The 18,733-nt window shown below is 46.6% G+C and carries 21 protein-coding genes, 6 tRNA genes and 4 rRNA genes; 30 read left to right on the top strand and 1 reads right to left on the bottom strand.

Annotated elements, in window-relative coordinates; genetic code table 11:
- The first annotated feature begins 110 nt into the window (after positions 1 to 110).
- The 8 genes from AC5JQI_RS18395 to birA all read left to right on the top strand — a co-directional run bounded on the left by AC5JQI_RS18395 (position 111) and on the right by birA (position 7,553).
- A 16S ribosomal RNA gene (locus tag AC5JQI_RS18395) occupies positions 111 to 1,653 on the top strand.
- A gap of 84 nt (positions 1,654 to 1,737) precedes the next feature.
- Positions 1,738 to 1,813 (top strand) — tRNA-Glu (locus AC5JQI_RS18390).
- Positions 1,814 to 2,000: 187 nt separating this feature from the next.
- Positions 2,001 to 4,910, top strand: a 23S ribosomal RNA gene (locus AC5JQI_RS18385).
- A 92-nt stretch (positions 4,911 to 5,002) separates the two neighbouring features.
- Positions 5,003 to 5,118 (top strand): 5S ribosomal RNA (rrf, locus tag AC5JQI_RS18380).
- Positions 5,119 to 5,173: 55 nt separating this feature from the next.
- A tRNA-Thr gene (locus tag AC5JQI_RS18375) sits at positions 5,174 to 5,249 on the top strand.
- 34 nt (positions 5,250 to 5,283) lie between these two features.
- Positions 5,284 to 5,399, top strand: a 5S ribosomal RNA gene (gene rrf, locus AC5JQI_RS18370).
- Together the 16S, 23S and 5S rRNA genes with 2 tRNA genes alongside form the textbook arrangement of a ribosomal RNA operon.
- Before the next feature lie 157 nt (positions 5,400 to 5,556).
- Positions 5,557 to 6,597 (top strand): UDP-N-acetylmuramate dehydrogenase, encoded by a 1,041-nt coding sequence (gene murB, locus AC5JQI_RS18365; RefSeq protein WP_493913187.1) that lies wholly within the window; start codon positions 5,557 to 5,559, stop codon positions 6,595 to 6,597.
- Positions 6,594 to 7,553: a bifunctional biotin--[acetyl-CoA-carboxylase] ligase/biotin operon repressor BirA gene (gene birA / locus AC5JQI_RS18360; protein WP_493913186.1), complete on the top strand. Its 960-nt coding sequence runs from the start codon at positions 6,594 to 6,596 to the stop codon at positions 7,551 to 7,553. The genes murB and birA overlap by 4 nt, the downstream gene beginning before the upstream one ends.
- Positions 7,554 to 7,587: 34 nt before the next feature.
- On the opposite strand, the gene coaA is transcribed toward birA, so the two are convergent.
- Positions 7,588 to 8,538 (bottom strand): type I pantothenate kinase, encoded by a 951-nt coding sequence (gene coaA / locus AC5JQI_RS18355; protein ID WP_493913185.1) that lies wholly within the window; start codon positions 8,536 to 8,538, stop codon positions 7,588 to 7,590.
- A 425-nt stretch (positions 8,539 to 8,963) separates the two neighbouring features.
- Here coaA and AC5JQI_RS18350 point away from each other — a divergent pair.
- From AC5JQI_RS18350 to rpsN, 22 genes are all read left to right on the top strand, one after another.
- A tRNA-Thr gene (locus AC5JQI_RS18350) sits at positions 8,964 to 9,039 on the top strand.
- A 15-nt stretch (positions 9,040 to 9,054) separates the two neighbouring features.
- A tRNA-Tyr gene (locus AC5JQI_RS18345) sits at positions 9,055 to 9,139 on the top strand.
- Between the two features lie 100 nt (positions 9,140 to 9,239).
- Positions 9,240 to 9,314 (top strand) — tRNA-Gly (locus AC5JQI_RS18340).
- A gap of 6 nt (positions 9,315 to 9,320) precedes the next feature.
- A tRNA-Thr gene (locus AC5JQI_RS18335) sits at positions 9,321 to 9,396 on the top strand.
- 106 nt (positions 9,397 to 9,502) lie between these two features.
- The gene (gene tuf, locus AC5JQI_RS18330; protein WP_493913184.1) at positions 9,503 to 10,687 is read left to right on the top strand and encodes an elongation factor Tu; all 1,185 of its coding nucleotides are present in this window, start codon (positions 9,503 to 9,505) and stop codon (positions 10,685 to 10,687) included.
- A gap of 245 nt (positions 10,688 to 10,932) precedes the next feature.
- A complete protein-coding gene (gene bfd, locus AC5JQI_RS18325) occupies positions 10,933 to 11,127 on the top strand; it encodes a bacterioferritin-associated ferredoxin (protein WP_493913183.1) in 195 nt (64 codons plus the stop codon).
- A 76-nt stretch (positions 11,128 to 11,203) separates the two neighbouring features.
- Positions 11,204 to 11,680, top strand: a complete 477-nt coding sequence (bfr, locus tag AC5JQI_RS18320; RefSeq protein ID WP_493913182.1) for a bacterioferritin — start codon at positions 11,204 to 11,206, stop codon at positions 11,678 to 11,680.
- A 315-nt stretch (positions 11,681 to 11,995) separates the two neighbouring features.
- Positions 11,996 to 12,307 carry a 30S ribosomal protein S10 gene (gene rpsJ, locus AC5JQI_RS18315; RefSeq protein ID WP_001181005.1) on the top strand — a complete coding sequence of 104 codons (312 nt, stop codon included), beginning with the start codon at positions 11,996 to 11,998 and terminating at the stop codon, positions 12,305 to 12,307.
- 32 nt (positions 12,308 to 12,339) lie between these two features.
- Positions 12,340 to 12,972 carry a 50S ribosomal protein L3 gene (gene rplC / locus AC5JQI_RS18310; protein ID WP_323855493.1) on the top strand — a complete coding sequence of 211 codons (633 nt, stop codon included), beginning with the start codon at positions 12,340 to 12,342 and terminating at the stop codon, positions 12,970 to 12,972.
- Positions 12,973 to 12,988: 16 nt separating this feature from the next.
- On the top strand, positions 12,989 to 13,594 hold the full coding sequence (gene rplD / locus AC5JQI_RS18305; RefSeq protein ID WP_237387673.1) for a 50S ribosomal protein L4: 606 nt from the start codon (positions 12,989 to 12,991) through the stop codon (positions 13,592 to 13,594).
- Positions 13,591 to 13,893, top strand: coding sequence for a 50S ribosomal protein L23 (gene rplW, locus AC5JQI_RS18300; protein WP_237387672.1), 303 nt, complete (start codon positions 13,591 to 13,593; stop codon positions 13,891 to 13,893). The genes rplD and rplW overlap by 4 nt, the downstream gene beginning before the upstream one ends.
- 18 nt (positions 13,894 to 13,911) lie before the next feature.
- Positions 13,912 to 14,736, top strand: coding sequence for a 50S ribosomal protein L2 (gene rplB, locus AC5JQI_RS18295; RefSeq protein ID WP_092553298.1), 825 nt, complete (start codon positions 13,912 to 13,914; stop codon positions 14,734 to 14,736).
- Between the two features lie 14 nt (positions 14,737 to 14,750).
- Positions 14,751 to 15,029 carry a 30S ribosomal protein S19 gene (rpsS, locus tag AC5JQI_RS18290; protein WP_011148791.1) on the top strand — a complete coding sequence of 93 codons (279 nt, stop codon included), beginning with the start codon at positions 14,751 to 14,753 and terminating at the stop codon, positions 15,027 to 15,029.
- A gap of 14 nt (positions 15,030 to 15,043) precedes the next feature.
- On the top strand, positions 15,044 to 15,376 hold the full coding sequence (rplV, locus tag AC5JQI_RS18285) for a 50S ribosomal protein L22 (RefSeq protein ID WP_038240485.1): 333 nt from the start codon (positions 15,044 to 15,046) through the stop codon (positions 15,374 to 15,376).
- 17 nt (positions 15,377 to 15,393) lie between these two features.
- The gene (gene rpsC, locus AC5JQI_RS18280; RefSeq protein ID WP_092553295.1) at positions 15,394 to 16,095 is read left to right on the top strand and encodes a 30S ribosomal protein S3; all 702 of its coding nucleotides are present in this window, start codon (positions 15,394 to 15,396) and stop codon (positions 16,093 to 16,095) included.
- 12 nt (positions 16,096 to 16,107) lie between these two features.
- Entirely contained in the window at positions 16,108 to 16,518 is a 411-nt protein-coding gene (gene rplP / locus AC5JQI_RS18275; RefSeq protein WP_012990491.1) for a 50S ribosomal protein L16, read from the top strand.
- Positions 16,518 to 16,709 carry a 50S ribosomal protein L29 gene (gene rpmC, locus AC5JQI_RS18270; RefSeq protein ID WP_010847484.1) on the top strand — a complete coding sequence of 64 codons (192 nt, stop codon included), beginning with the start codon at positions 16,518 to 16,520 and terminating at the stop codon, positions 16,707 to 16,709. The genes rplP and rpmC overlap by 1 nt, the downstream gene beginning before the upstream one ends.
- Positions 16,709 to 16,963 (top strand): 30S ribosomal protein S17, encoded by a 255-nt coding sequence (gene rpsQ, locus AC5JQI_RS18265; protein ID WP_010847485.1) that lies wholly within the window; start codon positions 16,709 to 16,711, stop codon positions 16,961 to 16,963. The genes rpmC and rpsQ overlap by 1 nt, the downstream gene beginning before the upstream one ends.
- Positions 16,964 to 17,138: 175 nt before the next feature.
- Positions 17,139 to 17,510 carry a 50S ribosomal protein L14 gene (gene rplN / locus AC5JQI_RS18260; protein WP_010847486.1) on the top strand — a complete coding sequence of 124 codons (372 nt, stop codon included), beginning with the start codon at positions 17,139 to 17,141 and terminating at the stop codon, positions 17,508 to 17,510.
- Between the two features lie 10 nt (positions 17,511 to 17,520).
- Entirely contained in the window at positions 17,521 to 17,835 is a 315-nt protein-coding gene (gene rplX, locus AC5JQI_RS18255) for a 50S ribosomal protein L24 (protein WP_237387670.1), read from the top strand.
- A gap of 13 nt (positions 17,836 to 17,848) precedes the next feature.
- A complete protein-coding gene (gene rplE / locus AC5JQI_RS18250) occupies positions 17,849 to 18,388 on the top strand; it encodes a 50S ribosomal protein L5 (RefSeq protein ID WP_493913181.1) in 540 nt (179 codons plus the stop codon).
- 12 nt (positions 18,389 to 18,400) lie between these two features.
- Entirely contained in the window at positions 18,401 to 18,706 is a 306-nt protein-coding gene (gene rpsN / locus AC5JQI_RS18245; RefSeq protein WP_010847489.1) for a 30S ribosomal protein S14, read from the top strand.
- Positions 18,707 to 18,733 lie beyond the last annotated feature (27 nt).

The following is an 18,733-nucleotide window of genomic DNA, read 5'->3' as shown; positions in this document are numbered from 1 at the left end:
CAGGACTGTATCTCACGCCGCAAGGCGAAAAAGATTACCAAGTCTTGAAGAGTGAACAACAGTTAATTCATTACGAACTAACAGGATAATTCTTTGAGCATCAAACACTTTAATTGAAGAGTTTGATCATGGCTCAGATTGAACGCTGGCGGCAGGCCTAACACATGCAAGTCGAGCGGCAGCGGGAAGAAGCGTGCTTCTTTGCCGGCGAGCGGCGGACGGGTGAGTAATGTCTGGGGATCTGCCCGATGGAGGGGGATAACCACTGGAAACGGTGGCTAATACCGCATGACCTCTTTTGAGCAAAGTGGGGGACCTTCGGGCCTCACGCCATCGGATGAACCCAGATGGGATTAGCTAGTAGGCGGGGTAATGGCCCACCTAGGCGACGATCCCTAGCTGGTCTGAGAGGATGACCAGCCACACTGGGACTGAGACACGGCCCAGACTCCTACGGGAGGCAGCAGTGGGGAATATTGCACAATGGGCGCAAGCCTGATGCAGCCATGCCGCGTGTATGAAGAAGGCCTTCGGGTTGTAAAGTACTTTCAGCGGGGAGGAAGGCGTAAGCGTTAATACGGCTTACGATTGACGTTACCCGCAGAAGAAGCACCGGCTAACTCCGTGCCAGCAGCCGCGGTAATACGGAGGGTGCAAGCGTTAATCGGAATTACTGGGCGTAAAGCGCACGCAGGCGGTCAATTAAGTTAGATGTGAAATCCCCGGGCTTAACCCGGGAACGGCATCTAAGACTGGTTGGCTAGAGTCTCGTAGAGGGGGGTAGAATTCCACGTGTAGCGGTGAAATGCGTAGAGATGTGGAGGAATATCGGTGGCGAAGGCGGCCCCCTGGACGAAGACTGACGCTCAGGTGCGAAAGCGTGGGGAGCAAACAGGATTAGATACCCTGGTAGTCCACGCTGTAAACGATGTCGATTTGGAGGTTGTGCCCTTGAGGCGTGGCTTCCGGAGCTAACGCGTTAAATCGACCGCCTGGGGAGTACGGCCGCAAGGTTAAAACTCAAATGAATTGACGGGGGCCCGCACAAGCGGTGGAGCATGTGGTTTAATTCGATGCAACGCGAAGAACCTTACCTACTCTTGACATCCAGCGAATCCTTTAGAGATAGAGGAGTGCCTTCGGGAACGCTGAGACAGGTGCTGCATGGCTGTCGTCAGCTCGTGTTGTGAAATGTTGGGTTAAGTCCCGCAACGAGCGCAACCCTTATCCTTTGTTGCCAGCACGTGATGGTGGGAACTCAAGGGAGACTGCCGGTGATAAACCGGAGGAAGGTGGGGATGACGTCAAGTCATCATGGCCCTTACGAGTAGGGCTACACACGTGCTACAATGGCAGATACAAAGAGAAGCGACCTCGCGAGAGCAAGCGGAACTCATAAAGTCTGTCGTAGTCCGGATTGGAGTCTGCAACTCGACTCCATGAAGTCGGAATCGCTAGTAATCGTAGATCAGAATGCTACGGTGAATACGTTCCCGGGCCTTGTACACACCGCCCGTCACACCATGGGAGTGGGTTGCAAAAGAAGTCGGTAGCTTAACCTTCGGGAGGGCGCTGACCACTTTGTGATTCATGACTGGGGTGAAGTCGTAACAAGGTAACCGTAGGGGAACCTGCGGTTGGATCACCTCCTTACCAAACGAGCGCAGTATTGTGAAGTGCTCACACAGATTGTCTGATGAAATGAAGAATGAGCAGCGTCTGCGAAGAAGACTTGATGTCCCCTTCGTCTAGAGGCCTAGGACACCGCCCTTTCACGGCGGTAACAGGGGTTCGAATCCCCTAGGGGACGCCACATTGCTCAGGCCCTGGGTGAAAGGCGGTGCCAACGGTATTGTTAAGCGCGGCTTGCGAGCCGGTTTAGCAATATTTGCTCTTTAACAATCTGGAACAAGCTGAAAATTTGAAACGGCCCGTGATTTTACATGAAATCACGGGTGAATCTCTCAAAAACTCCATCCGAAGACACCTTCGGGTTGTGAGGTTAAGCGAATAAGCGTACACGGTGGATGCCTAGGCAGTCAGAGGCGATGAAGGACGTGCTAATCTGCGAAAAGCGCCGGTAAGGGGATATGACCCGTTATAGCCGGCGATGTCCGAATGGGGAAACCCAGTGCAATCCGTTGCACTATCCTGCCCTGAATTCATAGGGGCAGGAAGCGAACCGGGGGAACTGAAACATCTCAGTACCCCGAGGAAAAGAAATCAACCGAGATTCCCCCAGTAGCGGCGAGCGAACGGGGAACAGCCCAGAACCAGCATCGGCCCGTGCATCAGTGGAAGCGCCTGGAAAGGCGCGCAGTAAAGGGTGATAGCCCCGTACACGAAGATGCCCAGGCCGTGAGTTCGATGAGTAGGGCGGGACACGTGGTATCCTGTCTGAACATGGGGGGACCATCCTCCAAGGCTAAATACTCCTGACTGACCGATAGTGAACCAGTACCGTGAGGGAAAGGCGAAAAGAACCCCGGCGAGGGGAGTGAAACAGAACCTGAAACCGTGTACGTACAAGCAGTGGGAGCCTTGATTTATCAGGGTGACTGCGTACCTTTTGTATAATGGGTCAGCGACTTATATTCTGTAGCAAGGTTAACCGTTTAGGGGAGCCGCAGGGAAACCGAGTCTTAACTGGGCGTTAAGTTGCAGGGTATAGACCCGAAACCCGGTGAGCTAGCCATGGGCAGGTTGAAGGTTGGGTAACACTAACTGGAGGACCGAACCGACTAATGTTGAAAAATTAGCGGATGACTTGTGGCTGGGGGTGAAAGGCCAATCAAACCGGGAGATAGCTGGTTCTCCCCGAAAGCTATTTAGGTAGCGCCTCGTGAACTCATCTTCGGGGGTAGAGCACTGTTTCGGCTAGGGGGTCATCCCGACTTACCAACCCGATGCAAACTGCGAATACCGAAGAATGTTATCACGGGAGACACACGGCGGGTGCTAACGTCCGTCGTGAAGAGGGAAACAACCCAGACCGCCAGCTAAGGTCCCCAAGTCATGGTTAAGTGGGAAACGAAGTGGGAAGGCTCAGACAGCCAGGATGTTGGCTTAGAAGCAGCCACCATTTAAAGAAAGCGTAATAGCTCACTGGTCGAGTCGGCCTGCGCGGAAGATGTAACGGGGCTAAACCATGCACCGAAGCTGCGGCAGCAACATGTCAATGTTGTTGGGTAGGGGAGCGTTCTGTAAGCCGTCGAAGGTGAACCGTGAGGTTTGCTGGAGGTATCAGAAGTGCGAATGCTGACATAAGTAACGATAAAGCGGGTGAAAAACCCGCTCGCCGGAAGACCAAGGGTTCCTGTCCAACGTTAATCGGGGCAGGGTGAGTCGACCCCTAAGGCGAGGCCGACAGGCGTAGTCGATGGGAAACAGGTTAATATTCCTGTACTCGGTGTGACTGCGAAGGGGGGACGGAGAAGGCTAGGCCAGCCGGGCGACGGTCGTCCCGGTGAAAGCGTGTAGGTGGGCGGTTTTGGTAAATCCGGACCGCTGATAACACTGAGGCGTGATAACGAGGCACTACGGTGCCGAAGTGGTTGATGCCCTGCTTCCAGGAAAAGCCTCTAAGCATCAGGTCACACAGAATCGTACCCCAAACCGACACAGGTGGTCAGGTAGAGAATACTCAGGCGCTTGAGAGAACTCGGGTGAAGGAACTAGGCAAAATGGTGCCGTAACTTCGGGAGAAGGCACGCTGGCGGTAGGTGAAGGGACACGCGCCCGGAGCCGAGGCCAGTCGCAGATACCAGCTGGCTGCAACTGTTTAATAAAAACACAGCACTGTGCAAACACGAAAGTGGACGTATACGGTGTGACGCCTGCCCGGTGCTGGAAGGTTAATTGATGGGGTTATCCTCCGGGAGACGCTCTTGATCGAAGCCCCAGTAAACGGCGGCCGTAACTATAACGGTCCTAAGGTAGCGAAATTCCTTGTCGGGTAAGTTCCGACCTGCACGAATGGCGTAATGATGGCCAGGCTGTCTCCACCCGAGACTCAGTGAAATTGAACTCGCTGTGAAGATGCAGTGTACCCGCGGCAAGACGGAAAGACCCCGTGAACCTTTACTATAGCTTGACACTGAACCTTGAGCCTTGATGTGTAGGATAGGTGGGAGGCTGTGAAGTGCGGACGCCAGTCTGCACGGAGCCATCCTTGAAATACCACCCTTGAATGTTTGATGTTCTAACGCCGGCCCGTTATCCGGGTCGCGGACAGTGTCTGGTGGGTAGTTTGACTGGGGCGGTCTCCTCCCAAAGCGTAACGGAGGAGCACGAAGGTTAGCTAATCACGGTCGGACATCGTGAGGTTAGTGCAAAGGCATAAGCTAGCTTGACTGCGAGAGTGACAGCTCGAGCAGGTACGAAAGTAGGTCTTAGTGATCCGGTGGTTCTGTATGGAAGGGCCATCGCTCAACGGATAAAAGGTACTCCGGGGATAACAGGCTGATACCGCCCAAGAGTTCATATCGACGGCGGTGTTTGGCACCTCGATGTCGGCTCATCACATCCTGGGGCTGAAGTAGGTCCCAAGGGTACGGCTGTTCGCCGTTTAAAGTGGTACGCGAGCTGGGTTTAGAACGTCGTGAGACAGTTCGGTCCCTATCTGCCGTGGGCGTTGGAAGATTGAAAGGGGCTGCTCCTAGTACGAGAGGACCGGAGTGGACGCACCACTGGTGTTCGGGTTGTCATGCCAATGGCATTGCCCGGTAGCTACGTGCGGAAAAGATAACCGCTGAAAGCATCTAAGCGGGAAACTTGCCTTGAGATGAGTCTTCCCTTGTCCCTTGAGGACACTGAAGGAACGTTCGAGACGAGGACGTGGATAGGCCGGGTGTGTAAGCGTAGCGATACGTTGAGCTAACCGGTACTAATGAACCGTGCGGCTTAACCTGACAACACCGAAGGTGTTTTGGCGGGTTGTTGAGAGAGAAGACGGGGTTCAGATGACAAGAAGCAGCTTGTTCGGGATTGAAAACAGGATTTGTCTGGCGGCAAGAGCGCGGTGGTCCCACCTGATCCCATGCCGAACTCAGCAGTGAAACGCCGTTGCGCCGATGGTAGTGTGGGGTCTCCCCATGTGAGAGTAGGGCACTGCCAGACAATTAGTTAACAGCCGTTGCCGGCACAAAAGGCAGCGCTTTTTATTTTAGCATTTGCTGATATGGCTCAGTTGGTAGAGCACACCCTTGGTAAGGGTGAGGTCCCCAGTTCGAATCTGGGTATCAGCACCATGAATAATATGTTCGGCAAATAAAACAGAATTTGCTTGGCGGCAATAGCGCGGCGGTCCCACCTGACCCCATGCCGAACTCAGCAGTGAAACGCCGTAGCGCCGATGGTAGTGTGGGGTCTCCCCATGCGAGAGTAGGGAACTGCCAAGCTTTAATATAGTCAAAAGGCCACTCAAATGAGTGGCCTTTTGCATTTCTAATTATTTAATATTTTCAATAAGATATAAATATTGGTTGACTGTGGTCTTATCTTTCAAATGTAGAGTCTGATAGACTACGACTAAATTATCTATTGAGCTTGAAGTGAATGTCTGCCCGTCAACCTACTGAACTAAAAGCGTTCAACACATTTGGCATTTCAGCTTGTGCTGATCATATCGCCACAGCAACCACTATTGAATCACTCTTATCTTTATGGCAAAAAGCACAGGGTAAAGACCAACCTATTTTATTGCTGGGAGGAGGAAGTAATGTCCTATTCACTGAAAATTTTAAAGGTACTGTGCTTCTAAATCGTATTCTTGGTATCAATATACAAGAATCGGACACAGCATGGCATATACACGTTGGTGCAGGTGAAAATTGGCATGAGCTGATCACCTATTTACTCAAGCAACAGGTTTATGGCTTGGAAAATTTAGCTTTAATACCTGGAAATGTAGGCTCTGCCCCTATTCAAAATATCGGGGCATATGGGATTGAGTTTAAGCATGTCTGTGAGTATGTCGATTTTATTGAATTGAAAACAGGTAACTCTACTCGCCTTATGAAAAATGAGTGTGAATTTGCATACAGAGACAGCATTTTCAAACATCAATATAAGGATGGTTATGCTATTACAGCTGTGGGACTGAATTTGAATAAAGCGTGGGAACCAATATTGACTTATGGTAGTTTAGCTCAATTCTCACGAGAAGATGTTACACCAGAACAAATATTTTATGCTGTGTGTGAAATGCGCCAGAGTAAATTACCAGATCCTGCAATAATGGGAAATGCAGGAAGTTTCTTCAAAAACCCAATCATATCCGTCGGGTTAGCACAAAAAATTAAATCTCAGTATCCACATTGCCCCCAATATCACCATAATGAAAATAGCGTAAAAACTGCTGCGGGTTGGCTAATCGATCAATGTAACTTGAAAGGCTATTCTATTGGTGATGCTGCAGTGCATACGCAGCAAGCATTGGTACTAATTAATAAAGGAAATGCAACGGGGAAAGATATTATTACTTTGGCTGCTTATGTGCGGAACAGGGTAGCGGAAAAATTTAATATCTTCTTAGAACCCGAGGTTCGCTTCATTGGTAGTAATGGGGAGATAGACGCAGTGGAGTGTATTTCATGAAAGATATTAGTATTCCGTTAAAATTAATTAAAATATTGTCTGATGGTGAGACTCATTCAGGACAGCAACTTGGCCAGGAATTGGGCATGAGTCGCGCAGGAATCAATAAACATATACAGACTATCCGTGAATGGGGAGTAGAAATTTTAACACTTCCAGGTAAAGGATATCGTTTTCCTGCTCCTATGAATCTTCTTGATAAAGAAATCATTGATAATTATCTTCCAAATGCTCATCTTGAAGTTATACCTGTTATTGATTCTACAAATCAATATTTGTTGGAGAAATTAGCCAAATTGAATTCAGGAGATTCTTGTGTTGCAGAATATCAGTATGCAGGTAGAGGACGTCGTGGTAGGCAGTGGGTTTCTGCGTTTGGCCGAAATTTATATTTGTCGATGTATTGGCGATTAGAACAAGGGCCATCGGCTGCAATTGGTTCAAGTCTGATAGTTGGAATAGTCATCGCAGAAGTTCTTAACCGTCAGGGAGCCGAAAGAGTAAAAGTAAAATGGCCAAATGATCTATATTTAGATGATAAAAAATTAGCGGGAATATTAGTTGAATTAACCGGAAGAACGGGAGATGCAGCTCATATTGTTATTGGGATAGGTATGAATATCTCGATGAGTAGTGAACAACAGAAATTAATTAACCAGCGGTGGACTAATTTACAGCAGGCGGGAATGGTGGTTGAGCGGAACAAATTGATTTCGGAAATCATTGTTGAGCTAAAAGAAGCACTGCTCCAATTTGAAAAAGAAGGGTTATCTTCTTTTATCCATCGATGGCTTAAATTAGATAATTTTATTAATCGCCCTGTGAAATTAATTATTGGCGAACAGGAAATTTTTGGTGTTGCCCGTGGAATTGATCAACAAGGGGCACTATTGCTTGATATTAATGGTGTTATTACATCTTATATGGGTGGTGAAATTTCTTTGAGGGGTTGTTGAAGGGGAAAGCCGGAAATGTTTCCGGCTGTTTATTTTATTTCCTTAGCCTGACGCTTTCAATCGAATGATTGGTTCCTTTTGTCATAATCAAGCTAGCACGTTCTCTAGTTGGTAAAATATTTTGCTGTAAGTTTAATCCATTAATTTCCCGCCAAATATTTGATGCGATTTTTATAGCTTCTTCTGTAGTCAGCTTAGAATAGTCGTGAAAATAAGAATCCGGATCGGAAAAAGCACCTTGCCGAAACTTAAGAAAACGGCTGATATACCATTGTTCGAGTAATTTATCTGATGCATCGACATAAATGGAAAAATCAACAAAATCAGAAACAAATACATGGTGTGGCTCGTGTGGATAATCCATGCCACTTTGTAGAACGTTTAAGCCTTCTAGGATCAGAATGTCAGGCCTTTCTATAATAATTTGTTCATTGGGAACAATATCATAGCTCAGATGAGAATATACTGGCGCACTGACCTTTTCACTCCCTGATTTTATATCAGCAACGAATTTTACCAGGTTACGCATATCATAGGATTCAGGAAATCCCTTTTTTTTCATTAAACCACGTTCATTTAACACACTATTAGAGTGCAAGAAACCGTCTGTAGTGACTAATTTAACACGGCGATGTTCAGGCCAGCGGCTTAATAATGCTTGTAATAAGCGTGCGGTAGTGCTTTTTCCAACCGCAACACTACCTGCGATACCAATTACGTAAGGAACTTTTTGTTCATCTGTTCCTAAAAATTGTTCAAGAACAGCTTGTCGCCGTAAATTGGAACTAATATAAAAATTAAGCAGGCGTGATAATGGAAGATAAATCTCGACTACTTCATCTATTGAGATTTCTTCATTAATCCCTTTTAAAGCAGCCACCTCTTCTTCTGTTAATGTTAAAGGTACTGAGTCACGCAATGTTGCCCAATGTTCACGATCAAATTGTAAATATGGAGTTGTCAAAAAAGATTCTTTGTTATTCATAAGCCAACATCTGCCTGTCTATGCAGGTTGGACAGGTTGTTGAAAACACCCGTATCCGACAAAAAATAAATCTCATCATATCGGTTGCGTTATCGCAGGCGTAGAATTTTTTATGATTTTAGTAATTTTTTTGATGGTAAATACAAAATCCTAAAAAATGTTCGAATTTCGAGGCTATTTTTTGGCAGTAATTTTTATTTTTTCAAAAAAAAGAATTTGGTGACGCAAATAATTTTCCAAAAATGATCAATAAATACATTTGTTGCTTTCTGCGCCGTAAAGCTTTTTGCTTATTATTTGAACTGAAACTATTGAGAAAATAATCGATATCATCAAAAGCGATTGTTTTGTGAGCGAAAGAATAAAAAAAACAATTTTTTTGTTGCATCGGGGGCCAACTCTACCTAAAATGCGCAGCACTTGATGCCGGCATAGCTCAGTTGGTAGAGCAACTGACTTGTAATCAGTAGGTCCCGAGTTCGACTCTTGGTGCCGGCACCATTAAAAATTTGGAAAGGTGGGGTTCCCGAGCGGCCAAAGGGAGCAGACTGTAAATCTGCCGTCACAGACTTCGAAGGTTCGAATCCTTCCCCCACCACCATTAACTAGTTTCCATCTTGAGTGTTCTGCTCGAGTTATACTCCAGACAAAACATTTGAGATACAAGATACAGCTGATTAAAGTCAGGTAGCCGAGTTCACGCGGGCATCGTATAATGGCTATTACCTCAGCCTTCCAAGCTGATGATGCGGGTTCGATTCCCGCTGCCCGCTCCAAGATGTGCTGATATAGCTCAGTTGGTAGAGCACACCCTTGGTAAGGGTGAGGTCGGCAGTTCGAATCTGCCTATCAGCACCACTTCATATGTTCTTATCTCCTGATTTTCTTCCTGTAAATATCTCGCAAGCAATTGCTTGGTTGATGTGGTGAAACCACCGATTCCGTGTCTTAGAGGGACAACCTAATGTCTAAAGAAAAGTTTGAACGTTCAAAACCGCACGTTAACGTTGGTACTATCGGCCACGTTGACCACGGTAAAACTACCCTGACTGCTGCAATCACCACCGTTTTGGCAAAAACCTACGGCGGTAGCGCTCGTGCATTCGACCAGATCGATAACGCACCCGAAGAAAAAGCGCGTGGTATCACCATCTCTACTTCTCACGTAGAATACGATACCCCTACTCGCCACTACGCACACGTTGACTGCCCAGGCCACGCCGACTATGTGAAAAACATGATCACCGGTGCTGCGCAGATGGACGGCGCGATTCTGGTCGTTGCTGCAACTGATGGCCCAATGCCACAGACTCGTGAGCACATCCTGCTGGGTCGTCAGGTAGGCGTTCCTTACATCATCGTGTTCCTGAACAAGTGTGACATGGTTGATGACGAAGAGCTGCTGGAACTGGTAGAAATGGAAGTCCGTGAGCTGCTGTCTCAGTACGATTTCCCAGGCGACGACACACCAATCATCCGTGGTTCTGCTCTGAAAGCGCTGGAAGGCGAAGCCGAGTGGGAAGCGAAAATCATTGAACTGGCAGAAGCCCTGGATTCTTATATCCCAGAGCCAGAGCGTGACATTGACAAGCCATTCCTGCTACCAATCGAAGACGTCTTCTCCATCTCCGGCCGCGGTACAGTAGTTACCGGCCGTGTTGAGCGTGGTATCGTTAAAGTGGGTGACGAAGTTGAAATCGTTGGTATCAAAGATACCACTAAAACAACGTGTACCGGCGTTGAAATGTTCCGTAAACTGCTGGACGAAGGCCGTGCAGGTGAGAACGTAGGTGTTCTGCTGCGTGGGACTAAGCGTGACGAAATCGAACGTGGTCAAGTATTGGCTAAACCAGGTTCAATCAAGCCACACACAACTTTCGAATCAGAAGTTTATATCCTGAGCAAAGATGAAGGTGGCCGTCATACTCCATTCTTCAAAGGTTACCGTCCACAGTTCTACTTCCGTACAACTGATGTAACCGGTACTATCGAACTGCCAGAAGGCGTAGAGATGGTCATGCCAGGTGACAACATCAACATGATCGTGACCCTGATTGCACCAATCGCAATGGACGAAGGTCTGCGTTTTGCAATCCGTGAAGGTGGTCGTACTGTAGGTGCTGGTGTTGTTGCTAAAGTAATTTCTTAATCTTTGATTATAAAAAGATTATAAAGAAAGGGGGGCTAAAGCTCCTCTTTTTTATTTTAAGCCGCCGCTATTGGTGGTTTTTTTGATCTAAAAACAAACAAAAACAATAATTGAAATGAGATTAATTTCTATTTACTATTCTACGATAACGCTTGTTGCATAAGCATGATTATTTTTATTTAGGCATGCTTATTTAATTAGTCTAAACAGTTATCAAGTATATAAATAGTTAGAAGAGTGCTTCCATGTATGTCTGTCTCTGCAATGCGATAAGTGACAAAACGATACGTGATGCTGTGCATCAGCGACATGTTCGTTCTATCAGGGAATTAAGAAACTTTGTTCCTATAGGAAGTGATTGTGGGAAATGTATACGGCAAGCTCGTGAGATAATAAATGAGGAGATAGCCTTACTGCCTCCAATGAATAATGTTGCTTAAATAGAAAACAATTTACTTGCAATTACTCTGCTAAATTAGTACTACATTATAGTAACTGGAAGCGGAGGAACTTGTTATGAAAGGTGATAAAAAAACAATTGCATATCTGAACAAACTTCTTGGTAATGAACTTGTCGCTATTAATCAGTACTTTCTTCATGCTCGGATGTTTAAAAATTGGGGATTAATGCGTTTAAATGAGGTCGAATATCACGAATCTATTGATGAGATGAAGCACGCTGATAAATTTATTGAGCGTATTCTCTTTTTAGAAGGTGTGCCAAACCTACAGGACTTGGGGAAACTTAATATCGGAGAAGATGTAGGAGAAATGCTACAATCGGATCTGGAATTAGAGTTATGTGGTGCGAAGGATCTCAGGGAAGCAATCGCATATGCCGATTCAGTCCATGATTATGTCAGCAGGGATTTGATGATAGAGGTACTTGCTGATGAAGAAAATCACATAGATTGGCTGGAAACTCAACTTGAACTCATTACTCGAATTGGAATACAGAATTATATTCAATCTCAGCTCACTGAAGAAGAATAGCCATATTTTTGCCGCCCTATAATTTGATGTATATAGGGCGCTTTTCTTCTATCTCCCTTCTTCTTTCTCTCTTTAATAAGCTCTTTTTTGAATAGATTTCATCCTTAATCTTGCTTTGTGGGTAAATTCACGTATAATACGCGGGATTACCTACATAGTAGGGCTGATTTATAATCAGTAATGTGTGGTGAATGCCACCATTTAAAATACTCCCGATATGGGGGTTACACATTGAACGATTACACTTCCCCGTCAATCGAAATGGGTGAGAGGAGTAATTATTTACGTTTATAAAATAGTTGGAGCTCTGGTCTCATGCAGAACCAAAGAATCCGTATACGCCTGAAAGCATTTGATCATCGTTTGATTGATCAATCAACTGCGGAAATCGTAGAGACCGCTAAGCGCACTGGTGCGCAGGTTCGTGGTCCGATCCCGCTGCCGACTCGTAAAGAGCGTTTTACCGTTCTGATTTCTCCGCACGTTAACAAAGATGCGCGTGATCAATACGAAATTCGCACTCACAAACGTCTGGTTGACATCGTTGAGCCAACCGAGAAAACCGTTGATGCTCTGATGCGTCTGGATCTGGCTGCCGGTGTAGACGTGCAGATCAGCCTGGGTTAATCAGGTCATTGAACGATTGAGAGGTTGAAACAATGATTGGTTTAGTCGGTAAAAAAGTGGGTATGACTCGCATCTTCACTGAAGATGGCGTTTCAATTCCTGTAACTGTTATCGAAATCGAAAATAACCGTGTAACTCAAGTTAAAAGCAAAGAGACTGACGGTTATAGTGCAATTCAGGTAACTACTGGTAGCAAAAAAGCTAACCGTGTTAATAAATCTGAAGCAGGTCATTTCGCTAAAGCTGGTGTTGAAGCTGGCCGTATCCTGCGTGAATTCCGTCTATCAGAAGGCGATACAGAATTTACGGTAGGTCAAAGTATTAGCGTTGAAATTTTCGCTGACGTTAAAAAAGTCGACGTTACTGGTACATCTAAAGGTAAAGGTTTCGCTGGTACTGTTAAGCGCTGGAACTTCCGTACTCAAGATGCTACCCATGGTAACTCCTTGTCTCACCGTGTTCCGGGTTCTATCGGTCAGAACCAGACTCCGGGCAAGGTATTTAAAGGCAAGAAAATGGCAGGCCAACTGGGTAATGAGCGTGTAACCGTTCAGAGCTTAGATGTAGTACGTGTTGACGCTGAGCGTAACCTGCTGCTGGTCAAAGGTGCTGTTCCAGGTGCAACGAACAGTAACCTGATCGTAAAACCGGCTGTCAAGGCGTAACGTCGAGGAGATAGGAATGGAATTGGTAATGAAAGACGCGCAAAGCGCGCTGACTGTTTCCGAAACTACCTTCGGGCGTGATTTCAATGAAGCGCTTGTGCATCAAGTAGTTGTTGCGTATGCAGCTGGTGCTCGTCAAGGTACTCGTGCTCAGAAAACTCGTGCTGAAGTCTCTGGTTCAGGTAAAAAACCATGGCGTCAGAAAGGCACTGGCCGTGCGCGTTCTGGTTCTATTAAGAGTCCAATTTGGCGCTCTGGTGGTGTAACTTTCGCAGCGAAGCCACAGGACCACAGTCAAAAAGTTAATAAAAAGATGTACCGCGGTGCTCTGAAAAGCATCCTGTCAGAATTGGTACGTCAAGAACGTCTGATCGTTGTCGAGAAATTCTCTGTTGAAGCACCTAAGACTAAGTTGCTGGTACAGAAATTGAAAGAAATGGCTCTGGAAGACGTGCTGATCGTCACTGGCGACGTTGATGAGAACTTGTTCTTAGCAGCTCGTAACCTGTATAAGGTTGATGTTCGTGATACAGCAGGTATCGATCCAGTAAGCCTGATCGCCTTCGACAAAGTGGTTATGACTGCTGAAGCTGTGAAGCAAGTTGAGGAGATGCTGGCATGATCCGTGAAGAACGTCTGCTGAAAGTACTGCGCGCGCCGCACGTATCTGAAAAAGCTTCTACAGCGATGGAAAAAACCAACACCATCGTTCTCAAAGTTGCGAAAGACGCGACTAAAGCAGAGATCAAAGCTGCCGTACAGAAACTGTTTGAAGTTGAAGTTGAAGGTGTAAACACTTTGCTGGCTAAAGGTAAAGTGAAACGCCACGGTCAGCGTATTGGTCGTCGTAGCGACTGGAAAAAAGCTTACGTCACCCTGAAAGAAGGCCAGAATCTGGACTTCGTTGGCGGCGCTGAGTAAGTCGGAGGAGTAAAAACAATGGCAATTGTTAAATGTAAACCTACGTCTCCGGGCCGTCGCCACGTTGTTAAAGTGGTTAACCCTGAGCTGCATAAGGGTAAGCCTTATGCTCCGTTGTTAGAAAAAAACAACAAAACCGGTGGTCGTAACAACAATGGTCGTATTACCACTCGTCATATCGGTGGCGGCCATAAACAGCACTATCGTCTGATTGACTTCAAACGTAATAAAGACGGTATCCCTGCTGTTGTTGAACGTCTGGAATATGATCCAAACCGTTCAGCGAATATCGCGCTGGTTCTATATAAAGACGGTGAGCGTCGTTATATCCTTGCGCCTAAAGGCCTGAAAGCGGGTGATCAAATTCAGTCCGGTGCTGATTCAGCAATTAAGGCTGGTAATGCTCTGCCAATGCGCAATATCCCGGTTGGTTCTACTGTTCACAACATAGAAATGAAACCAGGTAAAGGTGGTCAGCTGGCTCGTTCAGCAGGTGCTTATGCTCAGATTGTTGCACGTGATGGTTCTTATGTAACTTTGCGTCTGCGTTCTGGTGAAATGCGTAAAGTATTGTCCGACTGCCGCGCTACTTTAGGCGAAGTTGGTAACGCAGAACATATGTTGCGCGTTCTGGGTAAAGCCGGTGCAAGCCGCTGGCGTGGTATTCGTCCTACCGTTCGTGGTACGGCGATGAACCCAGTAGACCATCCACATGGTGGTGGTGAAGGTCGTAACTTTGGTAAACACCCTGTAACTCCATGGGGAATCCAGACCAAAGGTAAGAAGACCCGTAGCAACAAACGTACTGATAAATATATCGTACGTCGCCGTTCTAAAAAATAATTAGAGGATAAACCATGCCACGTTCTCTCAAGAAAGGTCCATTTATTGACCTGCACTTGCTGAAGAAGGTAGAGAAAGCGGTGGAAAGCGGAGACAAAAAGCCTATTAAGACTTGGTCCCGTCGTTCAACGATCTTTCCTAACATGATCGGTTTGACCATCGCTGTCCATAATGGTCGTCAGCATGTTCCAGTTTTTGTTTCCGACGAAATGGTTGGTCATAAACTGGGTGAATTCGCGCCGACCCGTACTTATCGCGGCCATGCGGCCGATAAAAAGGCTAAAAAGCGCTAAGGTAGGAGGAAGAGATGGAAACTATCGCTAAACATCGCCACGCTCGTTCTTCTGCTCAGAAGGTTCGTCTCGTGGCTGACCTGATCCGCGGTAAGAAAGTGTCGCAAGCTCTGGAAACTCTGACCTATACCAACAAGAAAGCTGCTGGTTTAGTGAAGAAAGTACTCGAGTCTGCTATTGCTAACGCAGAACACAACGATGGCGCTGACATCGATGATCTGAAAGTCGCGAAGATTTTCGTAGACGAAGGCCCGACCATGAAGCGTATTATGCCTCGTGCCAAAGGCCGTGCAGATCGTATCCTGAAGCGCACCAGCCACATTACTGTGGTTGTGTCCGATCGCTGAGACTCTGGAGACTAGCAATGGGTCAGAAAGTACATCCTAATGGTATTCGTCTGGGGATTGTCAAACCTTGGAACTCTACCTGGTATGCGAATACCAAAGAATTCGCTGACAACCTAGACAGCGACTTTAAAGTTCGCCAGTACTTGAATAAAGAACTGGTTAAAGCATCTATTTCACGTATTGTTATCGAACGTCCTGCGAAAAGCATCCGTGTGACTATTCACACTGCTCGCCCGGGTATTGTAATCGGTAAAAAAGGTGAAGACGTTGAAAAACTGCGTAAGGCTGTAGCGGATATCGCTGGCGTTCCTGCGCAGATTAATATTGCCGAAGTGCGTAAACCTGAACTGGACGCAAAATTGGTTGCTGACAGCATCACTTCACAGTTGGAACGTCGTGTTATGTTCCGCCGTGCGATGAAACGTGCTGTACAGAACGCGATGCGTCTGGGCGCTAAAGGTATAAAAGTGGAAGTCAGTGGCCGTCTGGGCGGTGCTGAAATCGCGCGTACTGAATGGTATCGTGAAGGTCGTGTACCTCTGCACACTCTGCGTGCAGACATCGACTACAATACTTCTGAGGCGCACACCACCTATGGTGTAATCGGCGTTAAGGTATGGATCTTCAAAGGTGAGATTCTGGGTGGTATGGCTGCAGTTGAACAGGCGGAAAAACCGGCTGCTCAACCTAAAAAGCAGCAGCGTAAAGGCCGCAAGTAAGGAGAGTCGCTGATGTTACAACCAAAGCGTACAAAATTCCGCAAAGTGCACAAAGGCCGTAACCGTGGTCTGGCTGCAGGTGCGGATGTTAGCTTCGGCACTTTCGGTCTGAAAGCTGTGGGCCGTGGTCGTCTGACTGCTCGTCAGATCGAAGCGGCACGTCGTGCTATGACCCGTGCAATTAAGCGTCAAGGTAAAATCTGGATCCGTGTATTCCCAGACAAGCCTATCACCGAAAAGCCACTCGAAGTGCGTATGGGTAAAGGTAAAGGTAACGTAGAATATTGGGTTGCCTTGATCCAGCCCGGTAAAGTTCTGTATGAAATGGACGGTGTGCCTGAAGAGCTGGCTCGTGAAGCATTCAAGCTGGCAGCAGCGAAACTGCCTATCAAAACCACCTTTGTTACTAAGACGGTGATGTAATGAAAGCACAAGAGCTGCGCGAAAAAAGCGTTGAAGAGCTGAACACTGAGCTGCTGAACCTGTTACGTGAACAATTTAATCTGCGTATGCAGGCGGCAAGTGGCCAGCTGCAACAGTCTCACCTGTTGAAACAAGTGCGTCGTAATATTGCACGTGTTAAGACTTTACTGACTGAGAAGGCGGGTGCGTAATGACCGATAAAATCCGTACTCTGCAAGGTCGTGTTGTAAGCGATAAAATGGAAAAATCCATTGTTGTTGCTATTGAACGTAAGGTGAAACATCCACTGTATGGTAAATTCATCAAGCGTACGACCAAACTGCACGTACATGACGAGAACAATGAATGTGGAATTGGTGATGTAGTGGAAATCCGCGAAACCCGTCCACTGTCTAAGACTAAATCTTGGACTTTAGTTCGCGTTGTAGAAAAAGCGGTTCTATAATAGATCGCTGTATCGTATAAAATAAACGGCTCAAAAAATAACGGGGCCGTTTATTTTTCTGTCCATCGCGAAGATGTGGTGTTATAATGCCGCGCCCTCGTAGTATGGGATATTGAAACGGCCTCTTTAAAAATAAAGTGGCTCAGTAGTAGTTGACATTTAGCGGAGCACTAAAATGATCCAAGAACAGACTATGCTGAACGTGGCCGACAACTCCGGTGCACGTCGCGTAATGTGTATCAAGGTTCTAGGTGGCTCGCACCGTCGCTACGCACATGTCGGTGACATCATTAAAATCACTATCAAGGAAGCAATTCCTCGTGGCAAAGTGAAAAAAGGTGATGTCCTGAAAGCGGTAGTGGTGCGCACCAAGAAGGGTGTTCGTCGCCCGGACGGTTCTGTCATTCGCTTCGATAGCAACGCTTGTGTATTGTTGAACAACAATAGTGAGCAAGTTATCGGTACGCGTATTTTTGGGCCGGTAACTCGTGAACTGCGTAATGAAAAGTTCATGAAAATTATCTCTCTGGCACCTGAAGTACTCTAAGGAGCAGGCAATGGCAGCGAAAATCCGTCGTGATGACGAAATTATCGTGCTGACCGGTAAAGACAAAGGTAAGCGCGGTAAAGTAAAACAGGTTCTTTCTTCTGGTAAAGTTCTTGTTGAAGGTATCAACTTGGTTAAGAAACATCAGAAGCCAGTTCCGGCTCTGAACCAACCAGGTGGCATCGTTGAAAAAGAAGCAGCTATTAATGTTTCCAATGTTGCAATCTTTAACACAGCAACCGGCAAGGCTGACCGTGTAGGTTTTAGATTCGAAGACGGCAAAAAAGTACGTTTCTTCAAATCTAATAACGAAACTATCAAGTAATTTGGAGTATACGATGGCGAAACTGCATGATTACTACAAAGACGAGGTAGTCCAGAAACTGATGACTCAGTTTGGTTACCATTCTGTCATGCAAGTCCCTCGGGTCGAGAAGATCACCCTGAACATGGGTGTTGGTGAATCGATCGCTGACAAAAAACTGCTGGATAACGCAGCAGCTGACTTAACAGCAATCACTGGTCAGAAACCTTTGATCACCAAAGCTCGCAAATCAGTTGCAGGCTTCAAAATCCGTCAGGGCTATCCAATCGGCTGTAAAGTAACCCTGCGTGGAAAACGCATGTGGGAGTTCTTTGAGCGCCTGATTTCTATTGCTGTACCACGTATTCGTGACTTCCGTGGTTTGTCCGCTAAATCCTTCGATGGTCGTGGTAATTACAGCATGGGTGTTCGTGAGCAAATCATCTTCCCTGAAATCGATTACGATAAAGTGGATCGTGTACGTGGTTTGGATATTACTATCACCACTACTGCGAAATCTGATGATGAAGGCCGCGCACTGTTGGCTGCGTTTAACTTCCCGTTCCGCAAGTAAGGCAGGGTACTCATGGCTAAGCAATCAATGAAAGCGCGTGATGTAAAACGTGCGAAATTAGCTGAGAAATTCTTCGCAAAACGCGTTGAACTGAAAGCGATCATCTCTGATGTAAACGCATCCGATGAAGACCGTTGGAATGCTGTTCTCAAGCTGCAAACACTGCCACGTGATTCCAGCCCTTGCCGCCAGCGTAACCGCTGCCGTCAGACTGGGCGTCCGCATGCATTTTTGCGGAAGTTTGGGTTGAGCCGTATTAAAGTCCGTGAAGCCGCTATGCGCGGTGAAATTCCGGGCCTTAAAAAGGCTAGCTGGTAATTGTCACCAATTGAATCACGGGAGTAA

Source organism: Xenorhabdus sp. XBWT, from assembly GCF_059072735.1.
The sequence above is the reverse complement of the archived record's forward strand: the minus strand, read 5'-3'. Positions and strand labels throughout refer to the sequence as shown.